The sequence below is a fragment of the Gardnerella sp. DNF00109 genome, assembly GCF_049262845.1.
In the GTDB taxonomy this organism is placed as follows: domain Bacteria; phylum Actinomycetota; class Actinomycetes; order Actinomycetales; family Bifidobacteriaceae; genus Bifidobacterium; species Bifidobacterium vaginale.
Genome location: NZ_CP058406.1, coordinates 835,623 through 860,643, shown reverse-complemented (window position 1 = coordinate 860,643; position 25,021 = coordinate 835,623). Strand labels below are relative to the sequence as shown.

At 39.5% G+C, this 25,021-nt stretch carries 24 protein-coding genes and 3 pseudogenes; 7 read left to right on the top strand and 20 right to left on the bottom strand.

The window, feature by feature from the left end; all coding sequences use genetic code 11:
- Positions 1-34: 34 nt before the first annotated feature.
- Positions 35-805 carry a polyphosphate--glucose phosphotransferase gene (gene ppgK, locus HXT20_RS03365; protein WP_285064367.1) on the bottom strand — a complete coding sequence of 257 codons (771 nt, stop codon included), beginning with the start codon at positions 803-805 and terminating at the stop codon, positions 35-37.
- 180 nt (positions 806-985) lie between these two features.
- A complete protein-coding gene (locus HXT20_RS03360) occupies positions 986-1,828 on the bottom strand; it encodes an inositol monophosphatase family protein (protein ID WP_004111680.1) in 843 nt (280 codons plus the stop codon).
- A gap of 267 nt (positions 1,829-2,095) precedes the next feature.
- On the opposite strand from HXT20_RS03360, the gene serB reads away from it, so the two are divergent.
- Positions 2,096-2,779, top strand: coding sequence for a phosphoserine phosphatase SerB (gene serB / locus HXT20_RS03355; protein ID WP_422114241.1), 684 nt, complete (start codon positions 2,096-2,098; stop codon positions 2,777-2,779).
- Between the two features lie 62 nt (positions 2,780-2,841).
- On the opposite strand, the gene fmt is transcribed toward serB, so the two are convergent.
- The 3 genes from fmt to hrcA all read right to left on the bottom strand — a co-directional run bounded on the left by fmt (position 2,842) and on the right by hrcA (position 6,171).
- Entirely contained in the window at positions 2,842-3,822 is a 981-nt protein-coding gene (fmt, locus tag HXT20_RS03350; RefSeq protein WP_004117890.1) for a methionyl-tRNA formyltransferase, read from the bottom strand.
- A 115-nt stretch (positions 3,823-3,937) separates the two neighbouring features.
- Positions 3,938-5,095 carry a DnaJ C-terminal domain-containing protein gene (locus HXT20_RS03345; protein ID WP_004117893.1) on the bottom strand — a complete coding sequence of 386 codons (1,158 nt, stop codon included), beginning with the start codon at positions 5,093-5,095 and terminating at the stop codon, positions 3,938-3,940.
- A 59-nt stretch (positions 5,096-5,154) separates the two neighbouring features.
- Positions 5,155-6,171 carry a heat-inducible transcriptional repressor HrcA gene (gene hrcA, locus HXT20_RS03340; protein WP_219620485.1) on the bottom strand — a complete coding sequence of 339 codons (1,017 nt, stop codon included), beginning with the start codon at positions 6,169-6,171 and terminating at the stop codon, positions 5,155-5,157.
- 261 nt (positions 6,172-6,432) lie between these two features.
- Here hrcA and tkt point away from each other — a divergent pair, with 261 nt between their 5' ends.
- From tkt to HXT20_RS03320, 4 genes are all read left to right on the top strand, one after another.
- Positions 6,433-8,532 carry a transketolase gene (tkt, locus tag HXT20_RS03335; protein ID WP_004117899.1) on the top strand — a complete coding sequence of 700 codons (2,100 nt, stop codon included), beginning with the start codon at positions 6,433-6,435 and terminating at the stop codon, positions 8,530-8,532.
- Between the two features lie 212 nt (positions 8,533-8,744).
- The gene (gene tal / locus HXT20_RS03330; protein ID WP_064623174.1) at positions 8,745-9,848 is read left to right on the top strand and encodes a transaldolase; all 1,104 of its coding nucleotides are present in this window, start codon (positions 8,745-8,747) and stop codon (positions 9,846-9,848) included.
- A 379-nt stretch (positions 9,849-10,227) separates the two neighbouring features.
- A complete protein-coding gene (locus tag HXT20_RS03325; protein ID WP_004113289.1) occupies positions 10,228-10,431 on the top strand; it encodes a helix-turn-helix transcriptional regulator in 204 nt (67 codons plus the stop codon).
- The gene (locus HXT20_RS03320) at positions 10,428-10,829 is read left to right on the top strand and encodes a DUF2178 domain-containing protein (protein ID WP_101891931.1); all 402 of its coding nucleotides are present in this window, start codon (positions 10,428-10,430) and stop codon (positions 10,827-10,829) included. The genes HXT20_RS03325 and HXT20_RS03320 overlap by 4 nt, the downstream gene beginning before the upstream one ends.
- Before the next feature lie 247 nt (positions 10,830-11,076).
- On the opposite strand, the gene HXT20_RS03315 is transcribed toward HXT20_RS03320, so the two are convergent.
- From HXT20_RS03315 to HXT20_RS03260, 12 genes and pseudogenes are all read right to left on the bottom strand, one after another.
- Positions 11,077-11,679: a DUF4097 family beta strand repeat-containing protein gene (locus HXT20_RS03315; RefSeq protein WP_064623382.1), complete on the bottom strand. Its 603-nt coding sequence runs from the start codon at positions 11,677-11,679 to the stop codon at positions 11,077-11,079.
- Between the two features lie 629 nt (positions 11,680-12,308).
- Entirely contained in the window at positions 12,309-13,760 is a 1,452-nt protein-coding gene (locus tag HXT20_RS03310; RefSeq protein WP_064623384.1) for an RNA-binding domain-containing protein, read from the bottom strand.
- A gap of 22 nt (positions 13,761-13,782) precedes the next feature.
- The gene (locus tag HXT20_RS03305) at positions 13,783-14,337 is read right to left on the bottom strand and encodes an SLATT domain-containing protein (protein ID WP_004125833.1); all 555 of its coding nucleotides are present in this window, start codon (positions 14,335-14,337) and stop codon (positions 13,783-13,785) included.
- Between the two features lies 1 nt (position 14,338).
- A complete protein-coding gene (locus HXT20_RS03300) occupies positions 14,339-15,160 on the bottom strand; it encodes an SMODS domain-containing nucleotidyltransferase (RefSeq protein ID WP_004125829.1) in 822 nt (273 codons plus the stop codon).
- A 91-nt stretch (positions 15,161-15,251) separates the two neighbouring features.
- Positions 15,252-15,461, bottom strand: a pseudogene (locus HXT20_RS03295) (type I restriction endonuclease subunit R); the annotation flags it as partial.
- A gap of 708 nt (positions 15,462-16,169) precedes the next feature.
- Positions 16,170-17,204, bottom strand: a complete 1,035-nt coding sequence (locus tag HXT20_RS03290; RefSeq protein WP_004117905.1) for an alpha/beta fold hydrolase — start codon at positions 17,202-17,204, stop codon at positions 16,170-16,172.
- Between the two features lie 333 nt (positions 17,205-17,537).
- A complete protein-coding gene (locus HXT20_RS03285; RefSeq protein ID WP_004123534.1) occupies positions 17,538-17,822 on the bottom strand; it encodes a hypothetical protein in 285 nt (94 codons plus the stop codon).
- Between the two features lie 91 nt (positions 17,823-17,913).
- A pseudogene (locus HXT20_RS03280) lies at positions 17,914-18,147 on the bottom strand (hypothetical protein); the annotation flags it as partial.
- Positions 18,148-18,171: 24 nt separating this feature from the next.
- Positions 18,172-19,158: a helix-turn-helix domain-containing protein gene (locus HXT20_RS03275; RefSeq protein WP_102720688.1), complete on the bottom strand. Its 987-nt coding sequence runs from the start codon at positions 19,156-19,158 to the stop codon at positions 18,172-18,174.
- A 36-nt stretch (positions 19,159-19,194) separates the two neighbouring features.
- On the bottom strand, positions 19,195-19,347 hold the full coding sequence (locus HXT20_RS03270; protein WP_174143060.1) for a hypothetical protein: 153 nt from the start codon (positions 19,345-19,347) through the stop codon (positions 19,195-19,197).
- Positions 19,348-19,531: 184 nt separating this feature from the next.
- Positions 19,532-20,740: an ATP-binding protein gene (locus HXT20_RS03265; protein WP_422114454.1), complete on the bottom strand. Its 1,209-nt coding sequence runs from the start codon at positions 20,738-20,740 to the stop codon at positions 19,532-19,534.
- A 185-nt stretch (positions 20,741-20,925) separates the two neighbouring features.
- Complete coding sequence (locus HXT20_RS03260) at positions 20,926-21,126, bottom strand: hypothetical protein (RefSeq protein WP_064623667.1); 201 nt, start codon at positions 21,124-21,126, stop codon at positions 20,926-20,928.
- A 169-nt stretch (positions 21,127-21,295) separates the two neighbouring features.
- Here HXT20_RS03260 and HXT20_RS03255 point away from each other — a divergent pair, with 169 nt between their 5' ends.
- Positions 21,296-21,544, top strand: a complete 249-nt coding sequence (locus HXT20_RS03255) for a prevent-host-death protein (protein WP_004120533.1) — start codon at positions 21,296-21,298, stop codon at positions 21,542-21,544.
- A complete protein-coding gene (locus tag HXT20_RS03250) occupies positions 21,541-21,918 on the top strand; it encodes a type II toxin-antitoxin system death-on-curing family toxin (RefSeq protein ID WP_004123519.1) in 378 nt (125 codons plus the stop codon). Before HXT20_RS03255 ends, HXT20_RS03250 begins: the two co-directional genes overlap by 4 nt.
- A gap of 91 nt (positions 21,919-22,009) precedes the next feature.
- On the opposite strand, the pseudogene HXT20_RS03245 reads toward HXT20_RS03250, so the two are convergent.
- The 3 genes and pseudogenes from HXT20_RS03245 to abc-f form a co-directional block, all read right to left on the bottom strand.
- A pseudogene (locus HXT20_RS03245) lies at positions 22,010-22,378 on the bottom strand (hypothetical protein); the annotation flags it as partial.
- Entirely contained in the window at positions 22,374-22,553 is a 180-nt protein-coding gene (locus tag HXT20_RS03240) for a hypothetical protein (RefSeq protein ID WP_064623140.1), read from the bottom strand. The pseudogene HXT20_RS03245 and the gene HXT20_RS03240, both read right to left, overlap by 5 nt.
- Positions 22,554-22,754: 201 nt before the next feature.
- Positions 22,755-24,197: a ribosomal protection-like ABC-F family protein gene (gene abc-f, locus HXT20_RS03235; protein WP_415698075.1), complete on the bottom strand. Its 1,443-nt coding sequence runs from the start codon at positions 24,195-24,197 to the stop codon at positions 22,755-22,757.
- Positions 24,198-25,021 lie beyond the last annotated feature (824 nt).

Sequence of the window (25,021 nt, the reverse complement as noted above, 5' to 3'; positions counted from 1 at the left end):
AAAGCATCCAGCGCAAATAAAATATCAAAAATCCTTAATTTTTTCTTTGCTGCATTGCATAATATGCCGCACCGATAATGCCAGCTTCATTGTGCAAAGACGCAACTACAATAGGTGTCTTAATATCGATATGAGGCAAGAACTTCTCGCTAACACGGCTAACACCGCCGCCAACAACAAACAGGTCTGGGTTAAAGTACTTTTCCATCAAACCATAATACTTAGTAAGACGCTTAGCCCACTTTTTATAGCCCATGTCTAACTTTTCGCGAACAGAAGAAGCAGCATACTTTTCCGCATCTCCCTTACCCTTTTCAAGCTGAATATGACCGAGCTCTGTATTAGGAATAAGAGTACCGTTATAAATCAATGCTGTGCCAATTCCAGTGCCTAGCGTAGTAGCAATAACCAAGCCATCTTTATCTTTTGCAGCACCAAAGTGTTGCTCAGCAAGACCAGCAGCATCAGCATCATTCACTACAGTAACAGGACGACCGCAAGCTTCGCTGAACACTTCTGTAACATCCACACCAATCCAAGATTGATCGAGATTCGCCATAAACTCAAGCTTCTTTCCAGGCTTAATAGGAGCTGGAAAAGCGATTCCAACAGGAACATCTGCAGGAACATCAAAATGCTCAAGTTGCTGACGAACAATATCTGCAACAGCTTGAGGTGTGGAAACCGCTGGAGTGAGAATCTTATATCGCGGTTCTGCAAACTCGCCTTTTTCCAAATTAACTGGTGCAGCCTTAATACCAGAGCCACCAATATCTACGCCAAATGCTTGTGCAGTGTCAATCATCGTTAACACTCCCCTCTGAATGTCGGACAATGGGATATCATGTTCATTCTACAATATTGCTAAAGCGACACGCTTATATATTGTCTATTTAATGATAACGATTGCATAAATGTTTTTCTCAAAATTAAAGCTTTAATATTAAAAATCATGCAAACAATTGCTAAGATTTTTAACTCTAATTTATCGCAAATAGTTTTGAAGCTCCTTGTTTATTAAACCATTTGAAGCAATAACGTCATTTTCACGTCTCCAATGAATTGAGTCACCATTCCATTGTCGAACATGCCCCTGTGCTTCTTTAACAACAACGGCACCAGCTGAAACACCTGGAATATCCCACCTATGAAGATGTGGCTCAAAATATGCGTCGTAAGTACCATCTGCTACTTTGCACAAGTCAAGCGAAGCAGGACCAATACGCTTAATATCTGCTGGGCATTCTTCCTCAAGCGAAGAAACAACGTCTAAAGCTCTTTTAGATTCACCTGGAATATAAGACATTCCATAGCAAACAACAGAGCCATGCAATGTTGATGTTGTAGAAGGCGTGATTTTCTCTCGCTTCTCCCCATTAGGAGTTTTACGAATACGAATAGCACCCTGACCCTTAGCAGCCAAATATGTAAGCCCTAAAGCTGGGGCATGAACAACACCAAGAACAGGTCTAGCAGAGCCTTGATCATTAAACTCGAAAAGCGAAACAGTTAAAGTCCATTCAGCCATATCGCGGTTAAAGTTAATAGCACCGTCAATATTGCCTACACACCAAAAACGATCACCTGTTTTGCAATCATCTGGTCTATTTCTCCAGAATCCTTGAAAAGTATTTATATAAGTAAGACGATTTTCAATAAAACGTACTAGCTTATCTCCAAAAGCTGAATCGGATTGATTAGGATCACCTAGAACCATCATGCTTGCCATATCTCGAGGATTTAATTGGTCTTGATACGCGTGCTTGCCAACATCTTCCAAAATCCTAGCAACTTCAAGAGCAACATCGCGTAAATTCATACCTGCCATATTCTTCTCACCCCTCTGTCTAATACAATTGTTTTCAAATTCTTTAATCTTGTTCTCATAAAATCTGCAACTATTCTACTCAACTAATTAAATTAAACCAAACTTCCACACGCAATATTCCAATAAAATCAATAAACTTTCACATTTGATATAAGTTTTATAGAAAAGTTTTACAATGCAAAACGCATAGAAAAACAAATCCTTAAATTTCTTAAACCAGCCTTAAAATTAATTCATAACCTAACATCTCTTTCAAAAGATTATAACATGACTAAAATACTAGAGTTAAAAAACCAAAAATTAATTAATGTTCCTTCATTGAAAAAACCAGGACTTCTTGTTTTAGATGTTGACGCCACTCTTATTGAAGAAGAAGTGATTGACTTACTAGGAGATATTGCTGGGGTCGGGTCAAATTTAGCATATATAACTTCTAAAGCAATGAAAGGAGAAATTGACTTTGACACATCTTTAAAACTAAGGGTTTCAATACTAAAAGGACTCGAATGCACTTGTTTTAAAAAAGCTATTGAAAGTATCCACGTAACCAGTGGAGCCAAAAAACTTATAGACACATTACATTCCTTTGGATGGAAAATAGGAGCAGTTTCTGGAGGATTCAATAATGTTTTAGATGATTTTCTGCCAAATCTAAACATAGATTTTTGGGTAGCAAACAATCTAGAAGTAGTAGATTCTAAGCTAAGTGGGAAAGTTATTGAGCCTATAGTAAATCGCCAATATAAAGCAAAAGCATTGATTAATTGGGTGCGCAAGAACAATATTGATATTGCTCAAAGCGTTGCTATTGGAGACGGTGCTAACGATATCGATATGATTAAAACAGCAGGATTAGGCGTCGCATTTTGCGCAAAGCAGTTATTAAAAAGTCAAGCTAAAGCAAGCATAGATACGCGTGACCTAAGCCTAGTTTTAGATTTACTAAACTAAACTTAACTAACTAGAATTTATACAAATTTTACTTTGCGTTTTTCAAGATTACACTTATCGCTTCAATCCAAATAGGACTCTTGACTTAAATGCGCTCCTCTTGCCCAATCTGCAGCCTTCATAGCCTTTTTACCTTGCGCTTTAACTTCTAAAAGCTCAAGAACACCACTTGAAGAACCAACCCAGACATTTCGCTTACCTGCAAAAATCTGCCCAGGCTTAAGTTCGCTTAGATTATGTATTGAAATATCCTCATCTTTTGCCAATGCACAAGAAAGAACATGCAAACTAATGATTTGCAAATCGCCACAATCAACATGCAGATTACACCAAGCTCCAGGATTTGGCGTGCAAGCACGAATCTGCCTATCGATTGCAAATGCTGGAATATCAAAACGAATATGAGCATCCTCAACAGTGATTTTTTGCGCGATTTGGCAAGGTGTAGGATCTTGCTCAACAGGAATAATTTGACCAGATTCCATCCCAACAAGAGCAGAGCAAAGAAGATCTGCACCATCATTGCTTAGTCTCATAAGCAAGTCGCCAGCTGTTTCATGAGCACCAATCTCGGTAGTCATTTGTGCAAGAATAGGTCCTTCATCCATTCCACGCGTAATCTTAAAAACAGTGGCACCGGTAATATCATCTCCAGCCCAAATCGCACGCTGAACAGGAGCTGCCCCTCGCCACTGTGGAAGAAGCGAGAAATGCAAGTTGTACCATCCTAGAGGAAGAGCGTCCAAAACAGATTGTCTAAGAATCTTTCCATAAGCAACCACGGCAGCAAGTTTAGCGCCAGTTGCCTTTAAAGCTCTTATGCACTCCTCTTCATCACTAGGATTAACCTCTAGAACAGGAATCCCAAGTTCAATCGCAGCTTTTTTAACAGCGCTAGGAACAATTTTCCTACCTCTGCCTGTCGGAGCATCAGGTCTCGTAAGAACAGCACGAACATCAAAATGCTCTTTATCTTGAGCTAAAGACCGCAATGGCGCAACAGAAACCTCTGGTGTTCCAGCAAATAAAATAGGTAGCACCATACGTAAACCCCCTTAAGAAAAATATCTTCATTATTCTTAACATCTTCAAAAATCATATACTCTCAACAATCGAACAGTAACGAGAATAGTCATGAAAATATTAAGAATTAGCGAATTAGCAGAAAGCATCCTTTAACTTGCTAAAGAACCCTTTGTGATTTGTAGTTGAATCTGGGATAGCGCGTTGAACAATAACATCATCTTTTCCATCATGCAATTTTTCAAACTCTTCAATAAGTTTACGCTCTTCATCGCTCAGCTTTGTTGGAATATTAACAAGAATGTGAACAACAAGATTTCCGCGTTCTTTAGAGCCTAGAACCGTTACACCCAAATTAGGTACAGAAATAGTATTTTCACTTTGAGAGCCAGAAGGGATTTCCACGCTCTTTTTGCCGTCAAAAGTATCTATATCAACTTTATGTCCCAAAACAGCCCAAGTCATTGGAATGTCAATCCAACAATGTAAATCGTTTAGATTCCTAGCAAACTGTTTATCTTCTCGAATATGTACATCAACATACAAGTCGCCAGCAGGACCGCCACATTCCCCTACTGCTCCTTGCGAGGCAAGTCGCAATCGAGAATTATCTTTTATACCAGCAGGAATAGTAATCCCAATTTCTCTTGATGTACGAATTCGACCATGTCCATGACAATTTGGGCAGACATTCTTAATGATTGTTCCGTGACCTTCGCATTCTCTACAAGGCTCCGAAGACATCATTTGACCAAACATTGTGCGAGTAACCCTTTGTACAAAACCAGCGCCCTTGCATTGCGGGCAAGTTATAGGGTCTGATTTATCTGCAGAGCCTTTTCCAGCACAATCTTGACACAAGCCAAAAGTCACTACATGAACCTTAGCGTTTCCACCAAATACTACTGTTTTAAGATCAACTTTAACTTCTGTGAGTGAATCTTCACCACGATTCACGCGCGGAATAGGAGAACCCGTACTTGTTCCAAAGGATCCAGAGAAGAACTGATTTAAAATATCTCCCATATCCATATTCATATTGGCATATCCGCCAGCGCCAGCTCCAGCACCCGATGCCGATAGATTGTTTGGGTCAACACCCATATCTACCATTTTGCGTTTTTCTGGATTAGACAAAACGTCGTATGCAGCATTAACTTCCTTGAATTTGTCTTCAAACTCAGGACCTGCGATATCTGGATGGTACTTTCGACTTAATTTTCTATATGCTTTTCGAATCTCATCATCGCTAGCGTTAGAATCAACACCTAAAATCTTGTAATAGTCAGTCACTTAACTCCCCTTTTACCTTAATAAAATAATTCTTGCATAAGGCACAGCCAGTTATATTTTTATGAATTTTCGGATATAAACGCATTAAGATACTTAGCCACTGCTTTAACCGCAGTCATTGTTGCAGCATAATCCATATGAGTAGGTCCGATTGAACCAATGAATGCGGAATCAGGATCGGAATTATATCCGTAAGCACTCGTCACAACAGAAGCATTCAAAAGACCAGGCGTGTGAGTTTCCGAACCTATTGCAACACTGACTCCACTTGCACAATCACTTGCCTCCTCACTTAGCGAAGTCATCAAACGCATAATAACAGCTTGCTCTTCTAAAGCATCAAAAAGAGCAGCAAAATCACCAATATTCTGTCTATGAGCAAGCTGGGAGGTTCCAGCCATGTATAATTCGTGTGCTCGATCGCCATCGTACATATCTTCAATAGCATTAGACAATTGTTTAATTATTTGTAACGAAGAAACTAAATCTTTACGTTCCGACAATGCACACACTTTCTTAGATGCATTCAAAAGTGACAATCCAATGCAATCTTCATTAATCTTATTTGTTAAATGCAACAAATCATCTGAATTCACATTAGAAGCCTGAATCATATGTTGCGCTACCCCTCCAGCGTCTGTAATTACTACAACAAGAAGAGTTGATGACGATACTTGAACAATCTCAATTCTCTTTACTTTTGATCTAGATAATGCAGGTGACGCAACAAGAGCAACCTGCCCAGTGATACTTGCAAGAAGACGAGCTGAACGTTGAAGTGTATCTTGCAAACTTACAGATCCACTTAAAAAACTGCGTATTCCTCTTCTTTGTGCATTAGAAAGTGGTATTAGCGCCGCCAATCCATCAACGAAATATCTGTATCCTTTTTCCGTAGGAATTCGACCAGCAGATGTATGTGGCTGAATTAAATAACCTTCTTCTTCTAGTATTGACATATCGTTGCGAATTGTTGCAGAACTAACACCTAATTTGTGATTTTTAGCCAAAGACGCTGATCCAACTGGCTCGTGTGAACGAATATAATCTTCAACAACCGCACGGAGTATCATCATGCGACGTGATTGCATTGATCCTCCTTTTATTTAGGTAATGTAACTTTTACTGTCAACTATTATATATTCCAGAATAATATGTGATTAACTATTTTTTGTTATCTTAACAACTAACTATAAATATAAACTTTTGTTAAGTTTTGACACACTTTGTTAGAAATTCGTCTGATATAAAAGATAGGATTAAATGGCAATGTGAGGGTGATGGCCAGCGTAAGCTGTGCGCAAAAAACCCGAATTATTGGAAGGAAAGTAGATCACATGACCGAATTCAACTGGTCTGCATTAGACGAGCGCGCCGTAAAGATGGCGAAGGTTCTCTCGGCTGATGCTGTTGAGCGAGCAGGACACGGACATCCTGGCTCCCCTGTTTCATTGGCACCGATTGCGTACACCTTGTACCAGCACTTCATTAAGCACGATCCAGCTGACCCAAAGTGGGCCGGTCGCGATCGTTTTATTCTTTCTGGCGGTCACGCTTCGCTTACGCAATATGTGCAGCTGTTCTTCTCTGGATACGGCTTGACTCTTGATGATCTCAAGTATTTCCGTGGCGGCGCAGACACGCGTACTCCAGGTCACCCAGAATATGGCTTGACTCCAGGCATTGAAATGACCACTGGTCCTCTTGGACAGGGTCTTGCTTCTGCTGTTGGTTTCGCTTATGGCCAGCGTTTTGAGCGTGGTCTTCTTGATCCAGAAGCTCCAGCTGGCACTTCCCCATTCGATCACAAGGTTTGGGTTATCTGCGGCGAAGGCGACGTTGAGGAAGGCGTTTCTTCTGAAGCTGCTTCCTTGGCTGGAAACCAGAAGCTTGGCAATTTGACCGTAATCTTCGATGCAAACCACATTCAGATTGAAGGCGATACTAAGCTCACCTTCTCCGAGGATATTCTTGCTCGTTACCGTGCATACGGTTGGTACACCGATGAAGTTAGCTTCATCCAGCCAGACGGCTCCTACAAGGAAGACGTTCAGGCTTTGGCTGCAGCTATTGAAAAGGCTCAGGAAGTTACCGATAAGCCTCACTTCATTAAGGTTAACACTTTGATTGCTTGGCCAACCCCAGGTAAGACCAACAATGAAGCTTCCCACGGCTCTAAGCTTGGTGAAGAAGCTGTTAAGGGCTTGAAGGAACTTTGCGGTTTCGATCCAGAAGTTTCGTTCCCAATCGACGAAGAAGCTTTGGCTCATGCTCGCAAGGTTGCAGAGCGCGGCTTGGCTGCTCACAAGGCTTGGGATGAAGCTCTTGCAAAGTGGGCTGCTGCAAACCCAGATAAGGCTGCTCTTTACGAGCGTCTTAAGGCTGGCAAGCTTCCTGAAGGATTCGACAAGGCTATTGACGACTTGGTCGCTGGCTTCGAAGTCGGTTCCAAGGTCGCTACCCGTAAGGCTTCTGGCGCAGTTCTTAACGCAATCGCTGCTGTTATGCCAGAACTTTGGGGCGGTTCCGCTGATTTGGGCGGCTCCAATAACACCAACATTAAGGGCGCTGACTCCTTCGGTCCATCCGAAGACGCAACCCGCACTTGGCCAAACGTTTCCGAATACGGTCGCCAGCTTCACTTTGGTGTGCGCGAGTTCGCAATGGGTGCTATTACCAACGGCATTTTGCTTGGTTCTGACACTCGCCCATTCAACGGCACATTCTTCCAGTTCTCTGACTACGAGCGCCCAGCAGTTCGCTTGGCTGCTTTGATGGAGATTCCAAACCTTTACGTTTGGACTCACGACTCCGTAGCTTTGGGCGAAGATGGTCCAACTCACCAGCCAATCGAGCACTTGGCTGCTTTCCGCGCTATTCCTCAGCTTGAGGTTGTACGCCCTGCAGATGAGTATGAGACTGCTGAAGCTTACCGCTACTTCTTCGAGAAGAAGAACAACTACCCAACCGCTATGATTTTGACCCGTCAGGGCGTTCCAACTCTTGCAGAAACTGCTGAGAAGGCTCGCGAAGGCGTAAAGCACGGCGGTTATGTGTTGGTTGACTGCGAAGGCACTCCAGACGTAATCATCATGGCTACTGGCTCTGAAGTTCAGTGGGCTGTTGCTGGCGCCAAGACTTTGGCAGCTGAAGGCATTAAGGCTCGCGTTCTTTCTATGCCATCTCTCGAGTGGTTCGAAGAGCAAGACGAAGAGTACAAGGAAGCAATCCTTCCAAAGTCCGTCAAGGCTCGCGTTTCCATCGAAGCTGGCTTGGCATTGCCTTGGTACAAGTATCTTGGCGATTGCGGCAAGGCTGTTTCTATCGAACAGTACGGCTTGCAGGGTGACGGCGGTCAGAACATGATCGATTTGGGCATTACTGCTGAGCACGTAGTAGAAGCCGCTAAGGCTTCTATCGAAGAAGCACGCGCTTAAGATAGAAATTAAGCAAAATAAAAAAACTTGATGTGTCAAAATAAAATTGATTCATCACAAAACTCGAAGTGCTAATTTAGCAACTTCACTGGAAACAGCAAAGGCGTGTTGATGTTAAGCTACAGTTGGTTTAGCATCAACCGCTGTTTCCTGTAAAACGCCAACACTACCAACGTGTTCCAACTGGTGGAACACAGTGTTAAGGAGATAACATGACTGAAGCAACGCAGCGCACTAGCGATTCCGGCGTTTCTATTTGGTTGGACGATTTGTCCCGTACCCGCATTGAGTCTGGTTCTTTGCAGGATTTGATCGCTAACAAGAATGTTGTTGGTGTTACTACCAACCCATCTATCTTCCAGAAGGCTTTGAGCCAGGTTGGTCCATACGACGCACAGCTTAAGGAACTCGGCAAGGTTGACGTTGAGACCGCTATCCGCGAGTTGACCACCACCGATGTTCGTAACGCAACTGATATCTTCCGCGAGATCGCTGAAAAGACCGACTTCGTTGACGGCCGCGTCTCCATCGAAGTTGACCCACGTTTGGCTCACGATACTGCCAACACTGAAAAGCAGGCTGAAGAGCTTTGGGCAAAGGTTGATCGTCCAAACGTTATGATCAAGATTCCTGCAACTTTGGAAGGTCTTCCAGCTATCACCGCTACCCTTGCTAAGGGTATCTCCGTGAACGTGACCTTGATCTTCTCCCTCGAGCGCTACGAGCAGGTCATCGACGCCTTCATCGAAGGTATCGCTCAGGCAGCTGCTAACGGCCACGACTTGAAGCACATTGGTTCCGTAGCTTCCTTCTTCGTTTCCCGCGTTGATACCGCTGTTGATAAGCTCCTCGAAGCTAACGGCTCCGAAGAAGCTAAGGCTCTTGAAGGCAAGGCTGCTGTTGCTAACGCTCGCTTGGCTTACGAACTCTTCGAGAAGAAGTTCGCTGCCGACCCACGTTGGGCTGAACTTGAGGCCAAGGGTGCTAAGAAGCAGCGTCCACTTTGGGCTTCTACCGGTACCAAGAATGCGGCTTACTCCGATTGCAAGTACGTTGATGAGTTGGTTGCTGAGCATGTTGTTAACACCATGCCAGAGAAGACTTTGAACGCTCTTGCTGATCACGGCAACGGTGCTGCTTCCATTAAGGGCACTTACGAAGAAAGCCACGCTATTATGAACAAGCTTGCTGAGCTTGGAATTAACATTAAGGACGTTACCGACAAGCTTGAGGCCGACGGTGTTGCCGCCTTCATCAAGTCTTGGGATTCCGTGATTGCAGACGTACAGTCTGGCATCGATCGCGTAAACGCCTGATTTGATTAATCAGTAATAGCTAAACATAAACCGCACATGCAAGTGGATTAGTTCACACATGTGCGGTTTTTGTTTACATAAAGAAATATTACCATGTGCATTTGCTGCATTAGGAGTATGTATATCTTGGATATACTTGTATCTAAAAAAATTGATTCAATTGTTCATCTATGATCTTATTTTAGAAAGCACAATCTAAAAGATCTCCACTGGCGTTAATCTGAGAACCTGGAATAAATATCTCTGCAAAACGGCTCATAATTCGCCACATCTTTATTAAATACAATATTAAATCCAATGGAAAGCAAACTTGACATTTACTTTCGAAACGATTATCTTATATGTAAAGCTAGCTTTCCATTAGAAAGGAGAATGTAATGTGAAAAATAGACTTGAACAAATTAGAAAAGAAAAAGGCATAACCCAGGAAGAACTTGCTGACGCACTCGAAGTATCAAGACAAACAGTCGGTTCTTTGGAAAATGGGAGATATAACCCGTCAATCATATTGGCATACAAAATTGCTAAGTACTTTAATTTAACAATCGAAGAAATATTTATTTACGAGGAGGATAAAAAATGAAAAAACAAAAAACCCAGAATTTTTGGTACATAGGTTATGTAATAGGTATTTGCGGATTAATTCTTGCACTGACTCTTAAACTGAATGAATCCGTCGAAATTGTATTGTCAGTTGTTTTTGTTGTGATTATCTCACTTTCACACGTAAAAATCATGCACTATAAGATGATGAAAAAAGACCACACCTACAAAATAAATATGAACGATGAAAGAAACGAGAAAATCAAAGATAAAGTAAATGCAACAATGGCATTCATACTAATGCACCTAATGGGAATAATTGCCATAATTGCATTTATCACAAAAGCATATTTGCCAGCTGCTCTTCTAGCTATTTCGATTGCCTTTTCTCCATTAATCATGTTTTTTATCAACAAATATTATGAGAAAAAATATTAAAATCAGACCTGACCCGCTCATTTACTACTTATTACGAAGCTTACCAACTTTCATAAATTACTTATCTACAATACGGAACTTTTTTATTCTCAAAGTTGCATCTGGCGAGGCAAATGAAAATGACCTTTACACTTGGATTAAAAACCACCAAGCCTAATACTCCAACATTCCGAAGCATTTTTAGAATATGCCAAACTCTATTTCGTGCGATTGGTCAAAGTAGCGGACATAAAACACCACAACAATATTACTTCACTACAGCTCTTCCATTCAAGCAATGCACCGCATAATGAGCACATCCATCTGGGTTGCGCACGAGATTTGCTTTATGCTTATCACAAACTTCAGCCACGCCATTCTCACAAACTACTTCAAGACATGCATCCTTAGGTATTTCTCCTTCTAAAACACTCGTACCATTTAAAGTATCCACCATGCAAGAAGCAACAACCTTAACATTATTCGCCACAGCAGAACCATTAAGGCACTTTAGAAAAACATCATTCGCCTGAACATTCCTTGCTTCCACCCTGCCGTTATGAACTTCCGCATAAATCTTGTCAGCTTTAATATCTGCTACTAATACTTGATTCGACTCAGCTTCAATTTCACAAAAATCAATACTCTCCGGCAATGAAACAATGACAGCAGGACTGCCTTTAGCAAGCCAATGCAGCCAGTAAAAAGCCGATACTTTTTCTGTTTGAACAAGTTTTATACCGTCTTGATTTTCTTCAATATGAAATATATCTTTTTCACAATTAACATAACTAATGCTAAAAGAATCAGCCCTTCTCACCGTTAAGCTAACATCTTTCGTTTTTGCTACAAACTTCCTACTATTCACCACTTGAACAACTCCCTTGTTAAATATCGGGTTATAGACCAAAAATCAAAAGACCCGACTTGGTCCGCATTGTTAATAGGCGCGTCGGGTACTGTTATTTACGTATGCTACACCAATGAGAGTATTTTATTAAATCTTTCAAACTAGCACAAATTTTTTTCTTTCTAACAAGATTATTTAGTCTTACACTCACCTTTATGAACACAAACAAATGTCAGAACGAAAACGCAACAACTAGAATGCACGCATAGTAGGTATCAGAAAAAACGCTATTCCAATTCAGCGCGATTTGTAAAGGAGCGCCACTGATTTTCTGTATGGCTCGACTGCTTCATCTTAATGTCGAGTGTGTAGCCAGATTCGTGCTCGTTCGCTGGAATTGGTCAAAGCATGTTTTTGCTCGGAAATACACCGATTTTTGCCCTTATACGTTCTCGGAAAAGTTCAAAGGACCATGTTACTACCTATGATATGCAAATCCGTAGATTTGACGTTCGTTTCAAGACTTCGCTCTGAGGAAATAAGTCCGAAATCCCATCGTCTCGACATACCTATTTGTGAAACCAAAACTATACATTGAATGTCCGTTTTCCTCTATTCGATATATGGTTTCTGTCTCCAATGGTCGCTTTTTAATCTTCAATGTTCACTTTTTTATATTTCTGGTTCCTGCTGTTTGGCTTATCTGGTATCGTCATTTCTATTTTTCCTGCACTAAGCAAAGGCTTGATATATTTTTCAGAAAAGTTTCTTCTACCGGTCAGACCCATAAATTCTTGCATTTCTTTCCGACTACGAGGAACGATACAAAATTGAAGGAGAGCTTGTATCGTAACTTGCTCCCTAACTTGCTCCCTAACTTGCTCCCTTGGATCAAGTTCTTCGGTCGGCCCGACCGTGGCAGTTGCCGCCTCAGAAAGAGGAATCACTGTCGTAAAAACATCTGCCTCTGTAAAGACAGGCTCTCCACCAGAATACATCTTCGTGTATTTATAGCTGTTGCGCATACCGCTTCCAAGCTCATCAGCAAGTCCGATCTCACGGAACACTTTTGCTATCGGCGGATTCTTTGCAAATGGCTTGAATGTTTTCAGATTCAGGTTGCCGTGCCCATGCGCAAGGTTCGCATTCTCTGTTGTAATCTTATCCCGTTCAATGACAAGCTTCGGTACATATCCACTGGAAAAATCACGGTGCATGAGCAGGTTGGAAATAATCTCACGCAGGATTTTATCTCTGGCGCTTATCCGCTGGACACCATCCAATGTAAAAACATCATTCAGATGCTTCTTTCCAAATTCCATCAGACGATCATAACTTTCAATCAGGTTTGTAATCACCACATCCCTGTCATCATAACGATCAACATTGAACACTCTGAAAATAGCGTCTGTCTTATGCTGAGGTAACACGGATATGATACGGTTATCCGTACCAAAGAGCAAGATTGCCGCAAGTGTTATACCTTCTTTGTTCGTTTCCGGATCCTCAAGTATAAGCCCGCAGCTTCTGAGCATCTCCTCATCCGTCATGTCAATCCACGGATGGTGCTCAGTATTCACTCTCGTCATTCTCCTTGCTCGATCCATAAGATCATGACGAAGGCTTGAAACCGGGATGGCAGGGTAGACCTTATTCACAAAATAGGTGCTTTGCTTACGGGCATAAAGGTTGAAAACCATGTCCGCATTATCTGTAATATCGATGTCCGACTCATTATTGCGATCAAATATTCTGCCCGCATTGCGGTAAACGGTTTTTCCAACCGGGACATAGACATAAAGAACAATACGCCCATCGATCTCATATTCCTCTGTAGTCAAATAGAGTGGCGGATACATTTTTCTCTCATTGTTAATCGTAGTAACAAAATTTTTCTTCATCTGCTCAACGCAGTCTTTATCAACACCGAGAATCGTCCCGTTATCCTTCACACCAAAGAAAATATGACCGCCATCCCGATTAGAAAAAGAACAAACAGTATCGTAGACATCCTTCGTAATATCTGTTGTTGATTTTTTGAATTCGACCGTCAGCCCCTCGCCCTGATGAATCAAGTTCATCAAATTTTCAGGGAGTATCATATAACTCACCCCTTTCGATTATTCACTTATCAATTCCATTAGGCAAAATGGAATCAACCTCGTTCTCCTTAAAAGTCTGTTCTTCTTCCTTTTGCAAAGCCTTCTGCGCAGCCCTGTAGCTTCTCTCATCAGTTGCAGGATAATTATTATTGACTTCTGAAACTTTATTACAAAGAACATCTCTCTTTTTTTGTATCTCACTATCGTCAAGCACTTCAAAATCAACTAATAAGGAAACATACTCTTCTCGAATACCCCACAACACATTTGCTGCATTTCGATGCTGGCTTACTTCATTTTGAATCTTATATTCCTTGGCATATAGATTTAGGCACAAAGACAATACAGCAGCAATTCCACCTACCCATGTCGATATGACCTTGTTTGTTATAATGCTGTAAAAAAATCCGCAAGAAGAAAGTGCGGTCAATATAATCTGTGCATTCTTCACATACTTATTTTCTTTCTCAAGTCGATCAGCTAATTTGTGATGCGCAGTATATGTGTATATAACTTTTCCACAAGCATCCTTTATTTGATTTTTTAATCGTGCCCTATAGCTTTTATCACTTTCCATTTTACTCCGATACCATTTTATTTAGGATCTTGCCGAGGACATCCCATCCTTTTGTAGTATCAATCGACATTCCACTTCCGGGAGCAGATAGACTTGGCGCAAGTATTTCGTTGCATGGAATATGATTATAATAATCAAGTAATGCCTGTTCATACGATCTTGGTTGGCTTGAGGAATTGCTATCTCCATCCGTAAAATGCCATCCTTCCATCGCAACATATACAAAGGAATCAATTAAAATTCCTGACAGATGATAGCTCGAATAAGAATCATCTCTGATCGTTCTTATGTGCTTACAAGTAGCACACAATAACCCATTAGATGAGCTGTTCTTTTCCTTCATTGCTTTTTGCTCAGACTTAGGATCTGTTGTTCTCCAGTTTCCTCCCATATTCGTATCTGGATATTTGTATGAAACACTACCACCCAAACTTGTCTGCGGAAACGCTGGTAACACTTCAAATTTCATCCCATCAGAAAAGGCAATTTTAACAACCTGACCATCTGCCCTAATATCGCTTCTTGAATAGTGAGTTTCAATCGCATTCTTCACAGCCTGTAAAAGTCTAGATTGCCCATTCCATTTAGAATATGAGTACCGATTATATTCATCTTCTGGAATTTCAACAAGTATATCTATGTCGCTTGTATTTATTGCTGTGTTTCTTCCATAAGAACCAACATAGAGACTATGTGTAGTTTCACTCGTTGAATTCCAAAACTCTTGATTTATAGCTTTCGTAACCGTATGATATCTGCTTGCTATGCTTTGACGCGTTACTAAAGGGATAATGTTATCATGTCTTATTACGTTTGAACTCATAATTATTTCTCCATTTCATTTTTGCCTTTTGATTATCAGGAAACTCTATTCGAAAGCCGCCAAGAAACCACAACATCTTCTTTTCGTTATATCAGCTGTACCAGCACTCATTATTATCATAAACTCCTCTGTCTTCGGCAACCATAATCAATTCCTGATTATTACTCTCTTTCAGTACCTCACTATAGTTAACTACCCGATGCTCCATATCATTGTTGTCCGCCCAGAGGTCACACTGAAGCATTACAGTAGCAACAGCGTCATCCATGCCCTCCGGCGGGTATTTATGTTTCTTAAGGAGCACCACTATCCTCCTGAAGGTATGGAAGATGCTGTTCAAACAGTAATGACTCAGTGTGAGCTGTGGACTGATAGAACAGATCTATATAGTTTTGCATAATTATCGTAATTGAACCACTTCGATAATTAGCCTAAACCTTATTTTCCCACTTCACAGCCTTGGTGCAAAGTGGCGAATCGACTTGCATGAGCGATTAAATATAATTCGCGAATGCACTTCGATTCGCTGAGCTTGCTCAAAGTTGAAAGCACAGCGTGCTTTCAACGCAAGCGAAGTACGTTAACATACTGTGCACTCAACCCCAGAGCGTCGATATCTTCCCCTATACAGCAAAATCACTCTCAAAGACCGCGAAAACCCAGCTTAAATCCGCCACACATTAAACCTTTTAACGATATCCCTCGCTAAGCCCTGCTACACAAGGGCAAATTTGCACCCACCTAATCAGCCCGTAATGCTATTAATCTATGATAATTTCACCCCTGTAACTAACCAATTAAAATTTCACCCACCCGTGTAACAAACAATTGCCGGGAAGGATTAGAAACAAATTAGTTAGTTAGATTAAAATACAAGGATGGAAAGATTATCTATGTCTCAAAAAGAATTAACTCGTTTGCATGTCCTTAAATCCTGCCTGCCGACCTTGTTTATAATATCCTTGCCATAAGAGCTCTTGACCTTTACTTTGAACACACAAGTAATTATCTATTTATGATTTTCTTTTAAGAAAGCATCAATAGTTTTTCTTGATTCACTTCTTGCTTTATCATTGCTTTCAATTGTTCCACCTGTTGCAATTCTAATTCTTCCTAGATTTAAAACACCATTGCCTGCAAATATATGTCCTGCTCCTTTATAAGAATAAATCTTTGCATTAGGGTTTTGCTCTTTTATTTTTTTTGCCATGGCAAAGCTATCCCACATCAAATCATCTTCGCCAGCCATCATTAATATATTTGCCTTAACATTTTTGACTGGTATTAGTTTTTCTTGGCTTGAGGAGTCTTGTTCTATTGCGCTTTTATAAGATTCTTTATAACTAATAGGACTTTTAATTATAGTTGGAACAATAATATTTTTTAGAAATGAGTTAAATGATGATTTTTTTATATCTATATATGGAAGTTGCTTTCCTTTATATGTCCATGATGAACCATAATCTTTAAAATCTAGACCAGCAAAATTATAAGACGAAGGCGATATTAAAATCAGATTATCTATTTCAGGATATTTGCAAGCCAAATTAAGTGCATATTCTGCCCCTTTTGACGCTCCCAAAACACTTATCGGTTTATTGTCTTTTATATTTTTATTTATATAATTGATAACATCATCAAATTGTTCTAAGGGAATTTTTGTCAAAGTCGATTCTTGATTTTTCATACCAAACATAAATAGAGCAAAGGTTTCATAGCCTTCTTTTGCTAATATCTTAGCATTTTCAAAATTTGGACTTCCTTCAGAACCTCCAAAACAAATTACAAGACCCTTATGTGATTTTTCTTTAGGTACAAATCTAAATCCTTGCATTCTACCCTCATCTACATAAGTTACATCAACTCCATTAATATCTGTAGGGTATAGACTTATATTAGTAACATCCTTATAATATTCAGGAAAATTTAAAGCATTGATATCTTTATACTTATGGTCGTTATATATCCTAAGACTAAAAACTAAAACTACTAAAATAATAATAACTGAAAAGATTCCAAAAAATATTTTCTTCATTTTCTTCATTTTATTAGTTTCCTTTAAAATAGTATACAGAGTCTAATACTATATAAAAAAATCTGTTTGTTGTTATTATATAATCTTTAGAGTATTCATTACACTAATCTACATTAAAACATCCACCGCAATAGAATTGCCGGCCTGTTTTGACGTATCCTTCTTCATCTTTTTCAAATACAAAATGCTTATAAAACTGCTTAAAATGCAGGATTTCTAAATTTACATCTTTTGTATCAACGCTATAGCTTCAACGTGAGATTGTTAGGCTATTTTCAGAAATTGGTCTAACCCTTTAGTTTTTCCTGTATTACTACGGTTATCACTGCTTTGCTTTTTCAGTTATTTCAATTCTCGATTAGGCAATTTTCCAGTTCTCAAAGCGACAGTAACAAACTCAACCTCTTGCAAGCACTTCTCGCAAAATTCATAACCTTCATTAAAGTTCACTCTTGACTTAAATGTGCTAGCAATGAATTCGCATGGTGAGGTGATCCTTTCAACTACACCGCACCGTTCGCACTCAGCATACACATTTCCATCCTTAATTGGAATAAACATGCCACGGTCTTTCTCATTTCCCATGACACTAACATCTTCGAAATCATCAAATTTTACATAGAGCATATACGGCTTCCTCCTTTATTGGTATGTCTATATACGCTCTAATTCCAACTTATATCAAGTTTTATTGCTTCTTTTTTGATCTATATGTCTGCTACTTCGCAATAGCTTTCCCATTTAAGCAATGCACAACGTAGTGAGCACATCCGTCTGTTTTGCGCCCAAGATTATTACAACTAAGATTGACCTTATTCTTATCAGAAACCTCGCTAATACCATTCTCACAAACTACTTCAAGACATGCATCCTTAGGTATTTCTCCTTCTAAAACACTCGTACCATTTAACGTATCCACCATGCAAGAAGCAACAACCTTAACATTATTCGCCACAAAATCGACGCTGAAAGTCACTTATTTCTTTCCGAGCATCCACGCTTTGAGCACTACTTCTATTACTCCGTAAGTCAATGCGGCCAACGGCCAAACAATCCAACTTCTTCCCCAATCGGACGTGATGAAACTGTAGGCTAAATAAATGCAGACAATTATAAGCCAGTAAGCTTGGAGGAATAACCTAATCTTTGCAGGATAGACAATCTTTTTCTTCGGTTGCAGCAAACGGTAATAGGACGAGCGGACAATATTCGCCTGTACGAATAAATAAACGGCTGCTGCCACCAGGGCAATAGCGATAACTACAAAAAAGCCGGATGAAAGTTGATAAAATTTCGGCGCTATATCCGAAATTATAAGAAAAATAAAGGCAACCATACATAAAACGACACCGCTGACCGTCCGCAGCACATACGACGGCATGAACCGTTCCAAGCGTTCTTTGAGCACACTGTCAACTCCGTAAGCCGTTTCAAAGTCCTCTTTTTCCAAATATTGATAACGCTTTCCGTGGAAACTCTGAATAATAAAAATAGCTACAGCTACAGTAATAATCGCAACACTAAATGCTAAGCCCAAAGTTTTACCGACTTGCGCATTTACTGTGTGAGAAAGCAAAAGATCACTGCCGACCAACGGGATTGCCGCCAGAATACAAAGAAGAACGCCTAGAGCAACATAGGCGGCAAATGATATTCTGTGAGCAATATAAGCGGAGGCTTCTTCCAGCTCAATTACCCGCATGCGAACGCCGGCTTCTTCCTGGCAGGCATTTTCATCTGCGTTGACGTTCTTCCCCATAACATCAATTTCATCTTTTACCAGAAGATCTGTACTAACACCAAACAAACGGCTCAATGCAATTATCCGTTCCATATCCGGGATACTTTGTGCGCCTTCCCATTTGGAAACAGCTTGGCGACTGACGCCCAATTTGTCCGCCAATTCTTCCTGCGACCAACCGTTTTGTTTACGCAGTTCCAATATTTTATCTGCTAAAATCATAAAAACATCTCCATTTCAAACTAGAATTCATCATGATCATGGTGAAATTATAGCTGAAACAGCAGTTGCGTAGTAGCAAGTGCGGTTGGCAATTGCCGTTGAAAGCGCAATTTCTGCCGACAAATGAGCGCAACCGACCGCCAATTCGTTTTCTTTCATTTTCACACCGCGCTTTCCAATCATCTTCACTGATGCCGCCAAACATCGGAACAGAATTTCGCCAATCGTCGGAATGAAAACTCGCCAATCGTAGTACTAATATCCCGCCAATTCGCAAGGAAAACTATGAAACATCGCACTTACGCTTTCAAATTAAACCTTTTAACAATAGCCATCGCGAAACATAATCTACATAAGAGCAAAATCAAGCAGATTACGCATTATCTTCCAGTAGAAAATCTGGTAAATATTTGTATATAATCCCTTCTTGCGAAAAATTCATTGTATCCATCGACAAAACATATTTAGGATAATTATCCTTAACCAATCGATAAACACCAAATTCCCGGCTACGAGTCTCTTCGCTAGCCATCAAATAAGAGACTTGATAATACTCAGTTTCACCTTGTCTAGTAGCAATGAAATCGATTTCTTGATTATTAATACGACCAACTTGAACCTGAAAACCACGAGACAAAAGCTCAATATAGACAATATTTTCTAGAATACGTTCAATTGACGCAACATTTGAGAAACCTACTGCTTGCCTAAAACCATGATCTGTTACATAATATTTTTCCTCAACCGTCAGTAACTTTTTCCCAACACTGTCATAGCGTGGAACTTTTTTTAGAAGATACGCCGCTTGGAAAAAATTCAAGTAATTCAAAATGGTATCGACTGAAACTTTACGATTTTCGCTAACAAAATATTTTCGTAAACTGTTAGCTGAAAAACTTTGTCCAATATTATCTAAACAAAAAAGTAAAATGCGATTAAATACGTCAACATCTCGGATCGAATTGTATTCAAGTATATCCTTAACAACAACGGTATTATAAATGTCGTTTAAATATCTAAAACTCGGCTCCTCTTCCCCATTAAAATAATGAAGAGGAGGCATACCACCAATTTTGATATATAGCTGAAATAATTCCTGTATGCTTAAATTCAAACTTTGATACAAATTCACGAATTCACTAAAAGTAAAAGGAAGCACCTCAAAACTTACGTAACGCCCTGCAAGCAAGGTGGCAAGCTCTCCGGACAATAATTTTGAGTTAGAACCAGTCAAATAAATATCGCAATCATAATCAACTCTAAGCGCATTTATAACACGTTCCCAGTGAGAAACTAATTGAATTTCATCAAAGAAAAAATATATTTTACCTTCTATTTGTTGACTACGTTCTGTAATTAATTTCTGCAGATCAAAATCATTTTTCATAGATAAGTATTGAGCTGATTCTAAATTGATATAAATAATACGACTTTGAGGAACGTCTACAAGCAATTCAGATTGAATCATTTTTAACAAAGTGGACTTTCCCACTCGTCTCATACCTGTAATCACCTTCATAATAGGCTTGTCAATAAAAGGTTTGATCTTATTAAGATATTTTTTACGTAATATATATGACATATCCTCACACCTTTCGATTACAGCTTTGCTTACAATTTCGATTATAGTCGATAAATTTATTGTTTTTTATAGTTGTTTCTATTATAAACGAAACAAATTAAAAATTCACCTTTGAGATTGAAGCCGCAGTGTTCTAATAATGGGCGTAAATTTCAAGTTCAACTTTAAAATTACGCTCAAATTGGTTAACTTATCGTCTTATGCAGAAAATGCACGCAGCAAACAAAATAGCCAATCAGTGCTCGTTTAATGCTTCCAACAATATCCATCATAAACGAAGCAATCACCTGCAAATCTTCACCCTCATAATATTCAACAAGCAACTTCTTAAACTCAGGAACTTTATTTTCTGGAATAACCAACAAGCCTTTACCGTGAGAAATCAAATAATGTAGGGAACTTTTTTACAATTATTACACCGATTTGTTCCCCAAAACATAAACAACTAAATCACATATAGACTATATGTCATTTATAAAATAACTCTCAAAATACTTAGGATTTATTTATCCTAAAATATATGCTATAATTCTCCTAAAAATGGAGGTTCTTGATATGAATGTAAATACAGACACGCTTGTTTCTATTTCTGAAGCAAATCAAAACTTTTCCAAAGTTGCGCGACTTGTTGACACATACGGATCAGCTGTTATTTTGAAAAACAACGCTCCTCGCTACGTAATTTTAGAATTCCCAAAAGCCAAAACTGAAAAAGTTACTGTTCCAACAAACGATGAAGTTATGGCTTTATCCAACATGTTCATAAAAAAGAACAAAAAAGTCTATGAGGAACTTGCCAAATGAAGTATTTAACACGAGAACAAGTTATTAAACTTCACCAAGCTCTGATTGAAACAAGCGGTGGTTCTTCAGGTATACGAGATGAAGGAATGCTTGATTCTGCATTAAAGACCCCACTGCAAACATTTGACGAGAATGAACTTTTCCCATCTGTCTTAGATAAGGCAGCACGTCTAGCTTTTGGTCTTATAAAAAACCACCCTTTTATAGACGGAAACAAGCGTATCGGCACACATGTAATGCTAATCTTTCTAGCACTCAACAACATTATGTTGTCTTATAAAGATGAAGAACTGATCGATATTATTCTCAAAGTTGCATCAGGCAAAGCAAATGAAAATGACCTTTACACCTGGATTAAAAACCACCAAGCCTAATACTCCAACATTTAAAAGCATTTTTTAGAATATGCCAAACACTATTTCGTGCGATTGATCAAAGTAGCGGACATAAAACACCACAACAGTATTACTTAACTACAGCTTTTCCATTAAGGCAGTGCACCATGTAATGCGCAAACCCATCGTTTTTACAATTTACCTTCTTCTTATCAGAAACCTCGCTAATACCATTCTCACAATCTACTTCAAGGCTTGCATCCTTGGTGATTGTTCCTTCTAAAATACTCATGCCATTTAACGTATCAAGTGTACAAACATGAGTTACTTCTACGTTTGTTGCTGAAGCCGACCCATTACAACATTTAAGAAAGACATCATCCGCTTTCAAATTAACAACTTCTACCTTGCCATTGTTCACTTCTACATAAAGCTTACCAATCTCAATATCTGTGATGAGCACTTGATTAGAATCAGATTCAACCTCACAAAATTCAATCAGTCTTTCGAAGGACAGTCTTAAGCGAGATCACTGTGACACCAATAGCAAAAGAGGTAAAACCAACTCTAATAGCAAGTGTGCCACCCCATATTAAGGCAAGCAGCATCGCGATTAAGGCAACCGTCAAGCCGAATGTCGCTACTTCACGGCAAAAACGAACGAGCTTATCCATTATCCTTAAACACCTCCTCGTACACATACTAATATTCAGGTTTCATTTTACCTTTTGAGCTATATTTCTTCAATGCGTTCTATTACACCATCCCAATCACCAGGATAATTGCAATTGACATCTATGTATTTCTGGGCACTAAACTTCTCATTTGTTCAATGCCAGCGAATAACAGCAAATATTCTCATTATGATAATTAGTTTAAACCTCATTTTCCTCATTATATTGCTGCAAATTACCTTCAAAACCAGTAATCTTTTCATTCTCGATAAGTAACAAAGAATCCGCTACATTATTGATAAAGGACACATCATGCGTCACGAAAAGCAAGGGTCTGTCGTAGCCTTGAAGCAGCTCTTCTAAGGCTTCTATGGCACGAATATCTAAAAAGTTAGTTGGCTCATCCATCAGCAAATAATTAAAGTTACCTGTTAGAAGCTTCGCCAATTTCACCTTGGCTTTTTCACCATCACTAAGCACATTCACTTGCTTGAACACATCATTTGTTTTGAAACCTAGACGAGCCAAGATGATTCTCGTCATTGACTGGTCATAGATTGAATAAGGTAATACGTTGCCTAGAATCGTTTTTGTATAGTCGAGTGTTTCTCCTAGCTGACTATAGTAACCAATTCGTAAATTCGGATGTGTCCACGTTTCACCGTTAAGAATCATGTTGAGCAAAGTGGTTTTCCCTGAACCGTTGTCACCTAATAAGGCAACTTTATTTGTATTGTCTATCGCAAAATTGACATTCTTAAAAATCACCTTGCTATCAAAGCTCTTATTGAGATTTTCTGCCCTGATGAGTACCTTGGAATGAATTTTTTCTCGCTCGTCCATACTGAGCTTGATGGCTGCATTTTGATATGGCTTACTCTTCACCTCTAGTTGATTTACTCTTTCTAAAGTGGCTTTTACCTGTTTGTCGAGCTTCTTCTTATTTTGTTGCCCACCCATTTTATGCAGCCTAGCTTCTGAGTTACCCATCCTTTTGGGTGTGGTTTTTACTTTTGCTGACTGCTGTTTTATTGCATTTGCAACCTGTAAAAGACGCTTCTTTTCTTTTACATAACTCTCATATTCCCTCTCAGCACACTTATACCTCTTTTCTCTTTCGCATAGGTAAAACGAATAATCACCGCTATAAACCTCAATTTTCCCATTGACCAATTCGAAAATTTTCGTACAGGTTTGATTAATAAAATCTCGATCATGGGAGACAAGAATAAAACCCTTATTGCGAGAATAGAGCCGTTTAGCTAATAGCTTTCTTTGCTTAATGTCTAAATGTGATGTAGGCTCGTCAATAAGCAAAAATGCTTTATTATCAACTAAAAGGTGCTCCAGTTTCAATCTTTGCTGCTCGCCTGGACTACTACTACAATTCTGCTGAAAACGACGCTGATACATAAAACCGAGTTCATCTTCTAAATTGTTGAGCAAATAACTAATCTCGTCGTCCATTTGAACTCGCCCCGCATAGTCAGTATCAAGACTTGAAAGTATGCGTAAAAAGGTGGTTTTGCCTGTGCCGTTATCACCAATTAAACCAACCTTGTCACAAGCACCAATAGATAGATGATCAATCGCAAATAAAGTTCTTGCACCTATAACTTTTGTTAAATTATCAATACGTATCATAAATCCTCCTTGAAAATACCGAGAGGATTTAACCTCTCTACATTAGTTAGAACAGGATTTATTAATTACCATCTTTTGATACCTCCGAAAATAATTGCCACTATTATACCATGTACTCATATATAACTTAGTACTTCAAGCAACTTAACTATCGTCTTACTTATTTCACAAAGCTGGGTGCAAAGTGGCGAATCGACTTGCATGAGCGATTAAATATAATTCGCGAATGCACTTCGATTCGCTGAGCTTGCTCAAAGTTGAAAGCACAGTGTGCTTTCAACGCAAGCGAAGTACGTTAACATCCTGTGCACTCGACCCTACACCGTCGATATGTTTCCTCAAACAGCCAAACTGCGCTCAAAAACCGCGAGAACCCAGCTTAAAGCCGCTTCGCATTAAACCTTTTAACGATAGACCCCGCAAACCCCTGCTACACAAGGGCAAAAATGCACCCACCTAATCAGCCCTTGACATCAATACGACACTCCCCATGTAGCCCAAAAATACACGAACGATTGAACTTTTTTGTACTGTGGTACATATATGCAAACTATAAATACGGTATGCGTTTATGGATTTGCTGAACTATCGCCTAGTTTCTTATGAATTTTATTAGCACAAGCAGGCACTCTTCTAACCAGCATCGACAAATAGTGTTTACTTTCAAGCAAGAGCTTGACAGTAAACACTATCTAACTTATACTGTATGTATCGACGCATCCGTCGATAGGATGACGACCCCTTAGATGTAGCCAAGGCGCGAAGACTTTTTACGCGTTGACTCATGACAACTATTTGGCGCGTTAACCCTTTACCAGCTTGTG

Coding starts and splice junctions, on each gene's coding strand:
- HXT20_RS03265 (WP_422114454.1), bottom strand. CDS start 20,740: ATGTCATATATATTACGTAAAAAATATCTTAATAAGATCAAACCTTTT.
- ppgK (WP_285064367.1), bottom strand. CDS start 805: ATGATTGACACTGCACAAGCATTTGGCGTAGATATTGGTGGCTCTGGT.
- serB (WP_422114241.1), top strand. CDS start 2,096: ATGACTAAAATACTAGAGTTAAAAAACCAAAAATTAATTAATGTTCCT.
- HXT20_RS03275 (WP_102720688.1), bottom strand. CDS start 19,158: ATGATTTTAGCAGATAAAATATTGGAACTGCGTAAACAAAACGGTTGG.
- HXT20_RS03285 (WP_004123534.1), bottom strand. CDS start 17,822: ATGCTCTATGTAAAATTTGATGATTTCGAAGATGTTAGTGTCATGGGA.
- abc-f (WP_415698075.1), bottom strand. CDS start 24,197: ATGATACGTATTGATAATTTAACAAAAGTTATAGGTGCAAGAACTTTA.
- hrcA (WP_219620485.1), bottom strand. CDS start 6,171: ATGATGATACTCCGTGCGGTTGTTGAAGATTATATTCGTTCACACGAG.
- HXT20_RS03290 (WP_004117905.1), bottom strand. CDS start 17,204: ATGAAGAAAATGAAGAAAATATTTTTTGGAATCTTTTCAGTTATTATT.
- HXT20_RS03360 (WP_004111680.1), bottom strand. CDS start 1,828: ATGGCAGGTATGAATTTACGCGATGTTGCTCTTGAAGTTGCTAGGATT.
- HXT20_RS03305 (WP_004125833.1), bottom strand. CDS start 14,337: ATGGAAAGTGATAAAAGCTATAGGGCACGATTAAAAAATCAAATAAAG.
- tal (WP_064623174.1), top strand. CDS start 8,745: ATGACTGAAGCAACGCAGCGCACTAGCGATTCCGGCGTTTCTATTTGG.
- HXT20_RS03250 (WP_004123519.1), top strand. CDS start 21,541: ATGAAGTATTTAACACGAGAACAAGTTATTAAACTTCACCAAGCTCTG.
- HXT20_RS03320 (WP_101891931.1), top strand. CDS start 10,428: ATGAAAAAACAAAAAACCCAGAATTTTTGGTACATAGGTTATGTAATA.
- HXT20_RS03300 (WP_004125829.1), bottom strand. CDS start 15,160: ATGAGTTCAAACGTAATAAGACATGATAACATTATCCCTTTAGTAACG.
- HXT20_RS03240 (WP_064623140.1), bottom strand. CDS start 22,553: ATGGATAAGCTCGTTCGTTTTTGCCGTGAAGTAGCGACATTCGGCTTG.
- HXT20_RS03310 (WP_064623384.1), bottom strand. CDS start 13,760: ATGATACTCCCTGAAAATTTGATGAACTTGATTCATCAGGGCGAGGGG.
- HXT20_RS03255 (WP_004120533.1), top strand. CDS start 21,296: ATGAATGTAAATACAGACACGCTTGTTTCTATTTCTGAAGCAAATCAA.
- fmt (WP_004117890.1), bottom strand. CDS start 3,822: ATGGTGCTACCTATTTTATTTGCTGGAACACCAGAGGTTTCTGTTGCG.
- tkt (WP_004117899.1), top strand. CDS start 6,433: ATGACCGAATTCAACTGGTCTGCATTAGACGAGCGCGCCGTAAAGATG.